10 protein-coding genes are annotated in these 11,692 nt (G+C 73.9%); 5 read left to right on the forward strand and 5 right to left on the reverse strand.

What is annotated here, in order from left to right; genetic code table 11:
- Positions 1-68: 68 nt before the first annotated feature.
- Together QC029_RS17270 and QC029_RS17275 are read right to left on the reverse strand one after the other, a co-directional pair.
- The gene (locus QC029_RS17270; protein WP_279556571.1) at positions 69-860 is read right to left on the reverse strand and encodes a thioredoxin domain-containing protein; all 792 of its coding nucleotides are present in this window, start codon (positions 858-860) and stop codon (positions 69-71) included.
- Between the two features lie 50 nt (positions 861-910).
- Positions 911-1,603, reverse strand: coding sequence for a hypothetical protein (locus QC029_RS17275; protein WP_279556572.1), 693 nt, complete (start codon positions 1,601-1,603; stop codon positions 911-913).
- Positions 1,604-1,968: 365 nt separating this feature from the next.
- Here QC029_RS17275 and dnaE point away from each other — a divergent pair, with 365 nt between their 5' ends.
- Entirely contained in the window at positions 1,969-5,511 is a 3,543-nt protein-coding gene (dnaE, locus tag QC029_RS17280; protein WP_279556573.1) for a DNA polymerase III subunit alpha, read from the forward strand.
- A 119-nt stretch (positions 5,512-5,630) separates the two neighbouring features.
- On the opposite strand, the gene QC029_RS17285 is transcribed toward dnaE, so the two are convergent.
- A complete protein-coding gene (locus QC029_RS17285; RefSeq protein WP_279556574.1) occupies positions 5,631-5,804 on the reverse strand; it encodes a hypothetical protein in 174 nt (57 codons plus the stop codon).
- 312 nt (positions 5,805-6,116) lie between these two features.
- Here QC029_RS17285 and QC029_RS17290 point away from each other — a divergent pair, with 312 nt between their 5' ends.
- From QC029_RS17290 to QC029_RS17305, 4 genes are all read left to right on the forward strand, one after another.
- Positions 6,117-7,499 carry an NYN domain-containing protein gene (locus QC029_RS17290; RefSeq protein ID WP_279556575.1) on the forward strand — a complete coding sequence of 461 codons (1,383 nt, stop codon included), beginning with the start codon at positions 6,117-6,119 and terminating at the stop codon, positions 7,497-7,499.
- A 66-nt stretch (positions 7,500-7,565) separates the two neighbouring features.
- Positions 7,566-8,567 carry an ABC transporter ATP-binding protein gene (locus QC029_RS17295; RefSeq protein WP_279556622.1) on the forward strand — a complete coding sequence of 334 codons (1,002 nt, stop codon included), beginning with the start codon at positions 7,566-7,568 and terminating at the stop codon, positions 8,565-8,567.
- An 8-nt stretch (positions 8,568-8,575) separates the two neighbouring features.
- Positions 8,576-9,400: an ABC transporter permease gene (locus tag QC029_RS17300; RefSeq protein ID WP_279556623.1), complete on the forward strand. Its 825-nt coding sequence runs from the start codon at positions 8,576-8,578 to the stop codon at positions 9,398-9,400.
- 134 nt (positions 9,401-9,534) lie between these two features.
- Positions 9,535-10,230, forward strand: a complete 696-nt coding sequence (locus tag QC029_RS17305) for a hypothetical protein (RefSeq protein WP_279556576.1) — start codon at positions 9,535-9,537, stop codon at positions 10,228-10,230.
- 16 nt (positions 10,231-10,246) lie between these two features.
- Here the strand turns inward: QC029_RS17305 and ybaK are convergent, their stop codons facing one another.
- The gene (gene ybaK, locus QC029_RS17310; RefSeq protein WP_279556577.1) at positions 10,247-10,756 is read right to left on the reverse strand and encodes a Cys-tRNA(Pro) deacylase; all 510 of its coding nucleotides are present in this window, start codon (positions 10,754-10,756) and stop codon (positions 10,247-10,249) included.
- 86 nt (positions 10,757-10,842) lie between these two features.
- Positions 10,843-11,628 (reverse strand): LON peptidase substrate-binding domain-containing protein, encoded by a 786-nt coding sequence (locus QC029_RS17315; RefSeq protein ID WP_279556578.1) that lies wholly within the window; start codon positions 11,626-11,628, stop codon positions 10,843-10,845.
- Between the last annotated feature and the right edge of the window lie 64 nt (positions 11,629-11,692).

Below are 11,692 nucleotides of genomic sequence, written 5' to 3' on the forward strand. Positions count from 1 at the left end.
CCACGGGGGCGCGGCCACCGGGCCGGCTGCGCGGGCGCCGCGGAGCCCGCCCGCGGCGCCCGCCGTCGTTACTTGACGCCGAGCTTCTCGAGCTCGGCGGGCAGCTTGCTGACCTCGACGTCCTTGCCGTCGATCCGGACGGTCGGCGTGCCCTTGATGTCGGCGTCGTTGAAGCTGTCGATCATCTCGAGCGCCCACTTGTCGTAGGTGCCCTTCTCGACGGCCGTCTCGAACTCCTTGTTGTCCTTGAGCGCGTCGACGTTCTCCGCGACCTTCAGCAGGTAGTCGTTGTCGGCGAACTTGTCCTCGTTCTCCGGCGGGTGGTGCTCGGCGGAGTACAGCAGGGAGTGGTACTCGCTGAACGCCTCGGTGCTCACGTCGAGCGCGGCGCCGAGGGCGCTGGCGGCGTTCTTGGAGCCGTCGCCGCCGAAGTTGCCGTCGATGATGCTGCCGAGGTGGATCTGCAGCTTGTACTTGCCGTCCTTCGCGCCCTTCTTGACCGTCTCGCCGAGGGCCTGCTCGAAGCTGGCGCACGCGGGGCAGCGCATGTCCTCGTAGACGTCGACGGTCTTCTCGGCGTCCTTGTCGCCGATGAGGACGACCGTGCCGTTCTCGCCGGAGGCGTTGGCGGGCTTGACCAGCTTCTTGTCCGCCGCGTCGGCCCAGGACTTGCCGCTGCCGCCGTCGTCCATGTTGGCGACGCCGAAGCCGATGCCGCCCGCGATCGCGAGGATCGCGACCACCGAGCCGCCGACGATCGCCTGACGGCGCAGCTTGTCCTTCTTCGCCTGCCTCTCGCGCTCGATCTTCAGCCGCTCGCGGGCGGCGCGCTTGGCTTCCTGGCTGTTGCGCTTGCTCATGGGGGTGTGTTCTCCGTGTTCCGGTGCGTACGTGCGGGGACGGTGGTGCTTCAGGCGGCGAGGGCCGCGGGGCACGGAGGTCCGCGTCGTACGACGGAGTGGGTGAGCAGCGGGAGCGCGCGCCGGACGCGGGCGCGCGGGGCGGGGCGGACGGCCCGGCCGGGCGCCCCGGGGGCCGCGCGGCGGACGCCGGCCGCCAGCAGCAGGGGCCGGAAGACCGCCGCCGCGGCGGCGCGCAGCAGCCGGGTGAGCGCCGCGTCGCCCCGGCGCAGCCAGGCGGCGGCGGTCAGGCCGACGGCCACGTGCGCGGCCAGCAGCAGCCAGGGGGCGGCCGGGTGGGCGGCGACGGGGAGCGGGGACGCGCCGGAGGCGGTCATCCGCGCCAGCGGCGTGCCGAAGTCGCCGCCCGCGCACAGCAGGTCCAGGCCCACCGCGCGCAGCGGCCCGGCCACCGGGCCGCCGGCCTGCCCGTAGCAGGCGTGCTGGCCGGTGGTGAAGACGGTGTCGGCGGCCAGCTCCAGCGGCACCAGCAGGGCGGCGATCGACCAGAAGCCCCGCTCCCGCCCGGCGAGCGCGAAGGCGAGGGCGAACACCACCGCGCCGACCGCGGCGAGCGGCGGGTACGGCAGGGGGCTCCCCGAGAGCAGCACGTGGGCGCCCGCGGACAGGACGAGGCACAGCGCGGTGAAGACCGCGGCGCGCACCGCCCGGACGCCTGTGCCGGAGAAACCCGTCCTGCTCATCGCAGCCGAGTGTGCCACGGGCTCCGCCGGGAGGGGACCCAAGGACGGGCACCGGGTGAGGATCGCAACACGACCGATGCCTGTGACGCGCGCGACCGGTGCGAACTGCGGTGGCCCGTGGGGCTTCGCGGAGAAGGAGGCGGACGGGGGCCGGTCCTCCCGGTTCCCCCGTTTCGTCCCATCCCCCGTCCCCGCCCCCCGCCCGCCGTCCCCGGCGCCCCTCCGGCAGGTGTGGCGCAGGCCGGCGCGGGGACACGCGGAACCGGCTCCCGTCCCGCCGGGCGGCGGAGCGCTGTCGGTGCCGGGCCGTAGACTTCGGAGCCGTTCGGAACTGCCGCAAGCCCGCTCATTGGAGGTCCTCCGCCGTGGCCAAACCGCCGTTCACACACCTGCACGTACACACGCAGTACTCCCTGCTGGACGGTGCGGCGCGGCTGAAGGACATGTTCGAGGCCTGTCAGGAGATGGGCATGACGCACATCGCCATGACCGACCACGGCAACCTCCACGGCGCCTACGACTTCTTCCAGCACGCCTCCAGGGCGGGCGTCACGCCGATCATCGGGATCGAGGCGTACGTCGCCCCGCAGTCGCGGCGGTACAAGCGGCGCGTCCAGTGGGGCCAGCCGCACCAGAAGCGCGACGACGTCTCCGGCTCCGGCGGTTACACCCACAAGACGATCTGGGCGGCGGACAAGACCGGCCTGCACAACCTCTTCCGGCTCTCCTCGGACGCGTACATGGAGGGCTTCTTCGTCAAGTGGCCCCGCACCGACCGGGAGATGATCGCCGAGTTCTCCGAGGGCCTGATCGCCTCCACCGGCTGCCCCTCGGGCGAGGTGCAGACCAGGCTGCGGCTCGGCCAGTTCGATGAGGCGCTCAAGGCGGCCTCCGACTACCAGGACATCTTCGGCAAGGGCCGCTACTTCCTGGAGCTGATGGACCACGGCATCGAGATCGAGCGCCGGGTCCGCGACGGGCTGCTGGAGATCGGGAAGAAGCTGGGCATCCCCCCGCTGGTCACCAACGACAGCCACTACACCTACGCCGCCGAGGCCGACGCGCACGACGCGCTGCTGTGCGTCCAGACCGGCAAGAACCTCTCCGACCCCGACCGCTTCCGGTTCGACGGCGCGGGCTACTACCTGAAGTCGACGGAGGAGATGTACGCCATCGACTCCTCCGACGCCTGGCAGGAGGGCTGCCGCAACACCCTCCTGGTCGCCGAGCAGATCGACACCGCCGGCTGGTTCGAGAAGCAGGACCTGATGCCCCGCTTCCCGGTCCCCGAGGGCCACACCGAGGAGTCGTGGTTCCGCGAGGAGGTCCGGCGCGGCATGGCCCGCCGGTATGCGAACGGCATCCCCGAGGACCGGCAGCGGCAGGCCGACTACGAGATGGACGTCATCGTCCAGATGGGGTTCCCCGGCTACTTCCTCGTCGTCGCCGACTTCATCATGTGGGCCAAGAACAACGGCATCGCCGTCGGACCCGGCCGGGGCTCCGCGGCGGGCTCGATCGTGGCGTACGCCATGGGCATCACCGACCTCGACCCGATCGAGCACGGCCTGATCTTCGAGCGGTTCCTCAACCCCGAGCGCGTGTCCATGCCCGATGTCGACATCGACTTCGACGAGCGCAGGCGCGGTGAGGTCATCCGCTACGTGACCGAGAAGTACGGCGCCGACAAGGTCGCCCAGATCGGCACGTACGGCACCATCAAGGCGAAGGCCGCGATCAAGGACTCCGCCCGTGTCCTGGGCTACCCGTACGCGATGGGCGACCGCATCACCAAGGCGATGCCCGCCGACGTCCTGGGCAAGGGCATCCCGCTGTCCGGCATCACCGACCCCAAGCACCCCCGCTACAACGAGGCGGGCGAGATCAGGGGGATGTACGAGAACGAGCCGGACGTGAAGAAGGTCATCGACGCCGCCCGCGGCATCGAGGGACTGGTGCGGCAGATGGGCGTGCACGCGGCGGGCGTGATCATGTCGAGCGAGCCGCTGGTCGACCACGTGCCGGTCTTCAGCCCCAAGAACGACGGCGCGGTGGTCACCCAGTGGGACTACCCGACGTGCGAGTCGCTCGGCCTGCTGAAGATGGACTTCCTGGGCCTGCGCAACCTCACGATCATGGACGACGCCGTCAAGCTCGTGAAGGCCAACAAGGGCGTCGACATCACCCTGCTCGACCTCTCGCTGGACGACCCCAAGACCTTCGAGCTGCTCCAGCGCGGCGACACCCTGGGCGTCTTCCAGTTCGACGGCGGGCCCATGCGCTCCCTGCTGCGCATGATGAAGCCCGACAACTTCGAGGACATCTCCGCGGTCTCGGCCCTGTACCGGCCCGGCCCCATGGGCATGAACTCGCACATCAACTACGCGCTGCGCAAGAACGGGCAGCAGGAGATCACCCCGATCCACCCGGACCTGGAGGCTCCCCTCAAGGAGGTCCTCGACGTCACCTACGGCCTGATCGTCTACCAGGAGCAGGTGCAGAAGGCCGCCCAGATCATCGCCGGCTACTCGCTCGGCGAGGCCGACATCCTGCGCCGCGTGATGGGCAAGAAGAAGCCCGAGGAGCTGGCGAAGAACTTCACCATCTTCCAGGCCGGCGCCCGGAAGAACGGCTACAGCGACGAGGCGATCCAGGCGCTGTGGGACGTGCTGGTCCCGTTCGCCGGGTACGCGTTCAACAAGGCGCACTCCGCCGCGTACGGACTGGTCTCCTACTGGACGGCCTACCTCAAGGCGAACTACCCGGCCGAGTACATGGCCGCCCTGCTGACCTCCGTCCGCGACGACAAGGACAAGTCGGCGGTCTACCTCAACGAGTGCCGCCGCATGGGCATCAAGGTGCTGCCGCCGGACGTGAACGAGTCCGAGGCCAACTTCACGCCGCGCGGCGACGACACGATCGTCTTCGGCCTCACCGCCGTGCGCAACGTCGGCCAGAACGTGGTGGACTCGATCGTCGCCTGCCGCAGGTCCAAGGGGAGGTACACCTCCTTCCCCGACTTCCTCGACAAGGTCGACGCGGTGGTGTGCAACAAGCGCACCGTCGAGTCCCTGATCAAGGCCGGGGCCTTCGACGAGCTGGGCCACACCCGCAAGGGCCTGACCGCGCACTTCGAGACCATGATCGACAACGTGGTGCAGGTCAAGCGGAAGGAGGCCGAGGGGCAGTTCGACCTCTTCGGGGGCATGGGGGACGACTCCTCCGACAGCGGCCCCGGCTTCGGCATGGACGTGGAGTTCTCCGCCGAGGAGTGGGACAAGAGCTACCTGCTCGCCCAGGAGCGGGAGATGCTCGGCCTGTACGTCTCCGACCACCCGCTGTTCGGCTTGGAGCACGTGCTGTCCGACAAGACGGACGCGGCGATCTCCCAGCTCACCGGCGGCGACTTCTCCGACGGCTCGATCGTCACCATCGGCGGCATCATCTCCGGGCTCCAGCGGAAGATGACCAAGCAGGGCAACGCCTGGGCGATCGCCACCGTGGAGGACCTGGCGGGCTCGATCGACTGCATGTTCTTCCCCGCCACCTACCAGCTCGTCTCCACCCAGCTCGTGGAGGACGCGGTGGTCTTCGTCAAGGGGCGGCTGGACAAGCGCGAGGACGTCCCCCGGCTGGTCGCCATGGAGCTGATGGTCCCCGACCTGTCGGAGGCCTCGGCCGACGCGCCCGTCACCATCACCATCCCCACCGTCAAGGTCACCCCGCCGCTGGTGGAGAAGCTGGGCGAGGTGCTCACCCACCACCGCGGCTCCACCGAGGTGCGGGTCAGGCTCCAGGGCAGCCGCAAGACGACGGTGCTGCGCCTGGACCGGCACCGGGTCACCGCCGACCCGGCGCTCTTCGGCGACCTCAAGGCGCTGCTCGGCCCCTCCTGCCTGGCGGGCTGACGCGGGCGGTACGGGCTGCTACGGGCGGTACGGGACCGGTACGCGTGACGGGGCGCCCCGGGGGACCGGGGCGCCCGTACGGCGGCCGCCGTGGCACCGCGCGCCGCCCGGCGGACACCTCAGTTGTGACCGAAGCGCCGGCGGTGCCTGCGGGCGACGTCCGCCGGGGTGCCCTGCGCCGTCGGCTGCGTCCGCGCCATCCGCTCGGCGGTGGCCTTCGACCGCTCCTGCGTCTCCTCGGCGACGGGGCGCCCGTGCTGCCGCTCGTGGCCGTCCTTCTTGCGCTTGCCCATGATCTCCTCCTGTGCGGAACCTCGAAACGATGGGCCGTGCGTGCTCAGCGTCGCACGCCTCCGCACGGGGCGCATGTCGGGCCGTTGCCCTGCGTAGCCGCCCTTCTTGGCCGGGCACGGCTCCCGTACGGTGGACACCGGCACCCCGCCACGCCGAAGATCGAGCCGGAACCCATAAGCCCCGTACGGTCGGGCAGACTCGGAGCAGGCTCGCAGGAGCAGGGCCGAGGGGAACGCGCCGCGGCCGTGCGACACGTCGCCGGCCACGGTGGCCGTGCCGCTCGTGCCGGTCGTACCGAGAGTGGGTGGAGCGTGGACCGCTGCGTCGTCCTGGTGGACGCCGGATACCTTCTGGGCGCCGCCGCGAGCCTCCTGGCCGGGGAGCCCGCGCGCTCCCGGATCACCGTGGACCACTCCGTGCTCATCCAGGGCCTGCGCGAGCGCGCCGAACAGGACACCGGCTGCCGGCTGCTGCGCATCTACTGGTTCGACGGCGCCCCCGACCGGGTGCCCCAGCCCGAGCACCGGCGGCTGCGCGTGATGCCGCGCGTGACGGTGCGCCTCGGCGCCCTCACCCGCAGCGAGGGGCGGTGGGCGCAGAAGGGCGTGGACGCCGCCATGCACGCCGAACTGACCGAGCTGGCCCGCAACCGCGCCTGCTCCGACATCGTGCTGGTCACCGGGGACGGCGATCTGCTGCCCGGGCTGATGTCCGCCAAGGAGCACGGCGTCGCCGTCCACCTGTGGGCCGTCCAGGCCGCCGACGGCGACTACAACCAGTCCGAGGACCTGGTGGCCGAGGCCGACGAGCGGCGCGTCCTGGACCGCACCTGGATCACCCGCGCCGTACGGGCCAGGGACCTCACCGGGTTCTGCCCGCCCCAGCAGCCCGAGATCGCCGCGATCCTCTCCGCCCCGCTGCCCGAGCCGGCCCCCGCCTCCGCATCCGCCCCCGCCTCCGCCCCCGCCTCGGGGGAGGGCGCGCCCCCTCCGGCCGCCGAGGGCGCGGGCGCCCCGCCGGCGGACACGGCCGGCAGCACCGCGCCCGTCCCCGCCGCCGGCAGGAACGGCGCCGCGGTGCCCCTCTCCGGCGTCTCCGGCGTCTCCGGGAAGCTCGACGGGGAGTCGGCCGAAGGAGGACTCGCCGACGGGCTCGTGGACGAGGAAGAACGTTCCACCGAGCCCGGCCACGGCAGGGGCGTGCCCACTCCCAAGGACCTGGCCGGGCTCGGCCGTCCCGCCGCGCACCCCCACAACGCCCCCGCCCCCGCGAACGCGACCCTGCGCTGGTCCTCCGACAAGGGCTGGATCGACCGCGGCAGCACCACCGCCGAGTCCCCCGAGGCCGCCGCCCTGCCGATGCTCGCCCAGCTCACCACCGCCGAGCAGCGCTGGGCCGACCGCGAGGAGGACATCACCACGGTCAGCGGCGACCCCTTCGAGGTCGGCCAGGTCTTCGCCCGCCGCTGGATCGAACGCCTCGCCACCGCCGCCCACCTGCGGACGCTGTCGGGCGAGTACCCCCGCATCCCGCACCGCATCGACGGCGAGCTGCTGCGCTACGCCGCCCGTTTCGGCCTGCTCGCGCACAAGGACGACCAGATCGACGAGCACGACCGCTACGCGATCCGCGCGGGCTTCTGGCGCGAGGTCGACGCCCGCACGGCGGGCGAACGCACACCCGCCGGGGAGTGACCCCACGCCGGGCGCGTACCCTCGTAGCTCGTGAGCACGGGCACTCGGCAGGCGGTGGACGACGCGGTGGACAGCGTGGAGGCGCCGGCGGGAGCCGCCGTACGCGTCCGCGACCTGGTCAAGACCTACCCCGCCCGGCGCGGGCGGCGCGGAGCCCCCGCCACCTCGGCCGTCCGGGCCAGCGACGGCGTCAGCCTGACCGTCCGGCACGGCGAGGTCTTCGGCCTGCTCGGCCCGAACGGCGCCGGGAAGTCCACCCTGGTGCGGCAGCTCACCGGGCTGCTGCGGCCCGACTCCGGCCGCGTCGACGTCCTCGGCCACGACCTGGTCCGCCATCCGCGGCGGGCCGCGCGGCTGCTGGCCTACCTCGGCCAGGAGTCCACCGCGCTGGACGAGCTGACCGTGGCGCTCGCCGCCGAGACCACCGGGCGGCTGCGCGGCCTGGACGCCGCGGCCGCGCGGCGCGAGAGCGGCGCGGTCCTGGAGGAGCTGGGGCTCGGTCCCCTCGCCGGGCGCCCCCTGAAGCGGCTCTCCGGCGGTCAGCGCCGGCTGGCCTGCGTGGCGGCGGCGCTGGTGGGGGAGCGGCCCCTGCTGGTGCTGGACGAGCCGACCACCGGCATGGACCCCGTCGCGCGGCGCGCGGTGTGGGCGGCGGTCGACCGGCGGCGGGCCGAGCACGGGGCCACGGTGGTCCTGGTCACCCACAACGTCATCGAGGCCGAGCTGGTCCTGGACCGGGTCGCGGTGATGGACCGCGGCCGGGCGATCGCCTGCGACACCCCCGCCGGGCTGAAGGCCATGGTCGGCGAGGACGTACGGCTGGAGCTGGTGTGGCGCGACCGCCCTCCGCTGGAGGTCCCCGAGGTCGCCGCCCTGCGCCCGGACGCCGCGGAGACGGGCCGCCGCTGGACGCTGCGGCTGCCCCCCGAGGAGGCGCGCGCGGCGGTCGCCGCCGTCACCGGCGGCCCGGCGTTCGCCGCACTGGACGACTTCACCCTCGCCACGCCGAGCCTGGAGGACGTCTACCTGGCACTGGGAGGACACACGGAAGGTCTGGTGAAGGCGTGAGCACGGCCCTGGCGAGGACCCGGCGGGAGACCGCGCGAACCCCCGGAACACCGGGGGCGGGCGGCACGGCCGCCGCCCCGCTCGCCCCGGGAGCGGGCCTGTGGCCCGCCCTGGGGGCCGTCTACCGGGCGCAGCTCTCCCGGGCGCGGGTGGCCCGCATCCCGCTGCTGTTCGTGGCGACCTTCCAGTCGGTCGGGATCATGGTCCTGATGCGCGGGGTCGTCGACGGCGGTTCCGGCGAGGAGGCGCGGGCGGTGGTGGCCGGCTCCAGCGTGCTGGTGGTCGCCTTCGTCGCGCTCAACCTCCTCGCCCAGTACTTCGGCCAGCTGCGCGCCACCGGCGGCCTCGACCACTACGCCACCCTGCCGGTGCCGCCCGCCGCCGTGGTGCTGGGGACGGCGGGCGCGTACGCCTCCTTCACGGTGCCCGGCACGGCGGTCACCGCCGTGACCGGCTGCCTGCTCTACGGGCTTCCGCTGGGCGGGCTGTGGGTCCTGGCGGCGGTGGTGCCGCTGGCGGGCGCGGCGCTCGCCGGGCTCGGCGCGGCCATGGGCCTGCTCGCGCCCCGCCAGGAACTCGCCACCCTCTGCGGGCAGTTGGGCATGTCCGCCGCGCTGCTGCTGGGCGTGCTCCCGGCCGGGGGCCTGCCGGAGCCGGTGCGCCTGCTGCGGGACCTGCTGCCCTCGACGTACGGCGTGGAGGCGCTGGCCGCCGCGCTCGGGCCCCGGCCGCACTGGGGCGAGGTCGCCCTCGACCTCGGGGTGTGCGCCGCGGTCGGCGCCGCGGCGCTGGCCGCCGCGACCTGGGCGTACCGCCGCGCCGCGGTGCGCTGACCCCGCGCCGGCCCCCGTCCCCGCTGGTCACCGCTGCTCCCCGCCCCCGTCCCGGTCCGCGCCGCGGCGGCCGGGTGATCGCTGTGTGCGGTACCGCCCGGCGGGCCGGAAGCCGGACCTGGCACGATGGCAGGGTGACCGCACCGACGCCTCCCTCCCCCAACCACGGCCCGTCCCGGTCGGCCCCGCCCTACGACCCGTGGGGGAACGTCCCGCACGGCAAGGACCCCGGGGCAGACGGGCCGGCCGACGCCGCGGTCGGGCGGGAGTTCCTCGAGTCCGTGCTGGTGGCGGCGGCCGTGGCGGTCCTCGGGGTGGGGCTCGGACTGCTGTGGCTGTGGCTCGCCCCCAGGGTTCCGCTGGTCTCCGACGGCACGGCCGTCTACCTCAAGGACTCCGAGGGCGAGGAGACGGTCGGAGCCGACGGCACGTTCGTCCTGCTGGCCCTGGGCGCCGGCGCGCTGAGCGGCGCCGCCGTCTTCCTGGCGCGGCGGCGCGGCGGCGTCGGCGTGGTGATCGGCCTGGCGGTGGGCGCGCTGGCCGGCTCGCTGCTGGCCTGGCGGCTGGGCGTCTGGCTCGGCCCGGAGCAGGACGTGGCCGCCCACGCCCGGGTGGTGGGCGAGGGCAGGGTGTTCGACGCCCCGCTGGAGCTCCACGCCAAGGGCGCCCTGCTGGCGTGGCCGCTGGCCGCGCTGGCGGTCCACCTGGCGCTCACGTCCCTGTTCGGCCCGCGGGACCCCGAGCCCGGACACCCGCTCCACCCTGCGTGGGGACCGCCGCCGGGAGACGCGGGAGACGCGGGAGACGTGGGAGACCGTTCGCGGGCGTAGCGCCGGCCCCCGGCGGCTAGGGGCGGGCGATCGGCGCCGTCACCGCGCCGGTGAGCTTCACCAGGTCGGCGGGGGCCAGCTCGATCTCCAGGCCCCGGCGTCCGGCCGAGACGCAGATCGTCGCGTGCTCCTCGACCGAGGCGTCCACCACCGTCGGCAGCGCCCTGCGCTGGCCCAGCGGGGAGATCCCGCCGCGTACGTAGCCCGTGGTGCGCTCGGCCGCCGCCGGGTCCGCCATCGCGGCCCGCTTGCCGCCGACCGCGGCCGCCAGCGCCTTGAGGTCCAGCGAGCCGGAGACGGGGACGACCGCGACGGTCAGCGTGCCGTCGACGTCCGCGACCAGCGTCTTGAACACCTGCCCCGGGTCGAGCCCGAGCGCCTCGGCGGCCTCCTCGCCGTAGGAGGGGGCGGCCGGGTCGTGCTCGTAGGAGTGGAGGGCGAAGTCCACGCCCGCCCTCGTGGCGGCCACGGTCGCCGGGGTGCCGCCGGAGCCTGACTTCTGCTTCTTCTTGGCCACGTTCGCCATGCCTCGTGTCGGTCGGTCGGTGCTGCTGCGCTGGTGCCGTGCGGTCGCCGCGGCGCCGCCGCCGTCGCGCCGGTGCCCGCGCCGCGTCAGTTCGGGCTGGTCGGCACGCGGGTGAGGTCCGCCGCCGGAACCGACGGGAGCCTACCGATCAGCGCCGTCTCGCGCCTCAGGATTCTCAGCTCCTCGGCCAGCCGCGTGGCGGTGTCCGGGGCCTGCAGGAGCCGCTGCTTGGCCGGGGTGTCCAGAACGGTGGCGGCGGCCACCAGGTACGACACCACCGACGGCTCGTCCGGCAGCTCCTGGCCGCCGGCCAGGGTCCGCTCCCGCGCGCCGGCGAGCTGCTTCTGGTAGGCGCGGAACGCCCGCAGCACCCCGGCGGCGAGCGCGCCCGCCCCCTCGCCGCCGTCCTCCGCCAGCTCCTCGACCTCGCCGACCAGGTACGGGCCCGAGGCGTCGACGGACAGCAGCCGGAAGCGGGTGGTGCCGGTGGCGAGCACCTCGTAGCCGCCCCCGCTCCCGGCTTCCCCGCCGCCGTCCCCGCCGTCCTCGTCGTCGCCGGAGCGCTCGCGGATGGACGTGGCGTCGGCGACGCAGCCCACCGTGTGGAAGGCGCGCATCGGGTCGGGGCCGAAGCCCGCGGCCGGACCCGCCGAGGCCTGCGCGGTGGGGTCCGGCATCCCGGCCGCGGTGGGGGCGACCTCGCGGCCGTCCCTGATGGCGACCACCCCGAAGCGGCGCGGGGCGTCCTCGGGGATCTCCAGCAGGTCGCGCATCAGGGCGCGGTACCGCTGCTCGAAGACGTTCAGCGGCAGTACCAGGCCCGGGAACAGCACGGTGTTGAGGGGGAAGATCGGTAGGCGGTTGGTGGTCACAGTCCGCAGCCTACGGCCTCCCCGCGGCGGACACCCCGTCCCCGTCGCCCGTCCCCGCCCCCGC

The organism is Streptomyces sp. DH37 (assembly GCF_029813835.1).
Classification (GTDB): Bacteria; Actinomycetota; Actinomycetes; order Streptomycetales; family Streptomycetaceae; genus Streptomyces.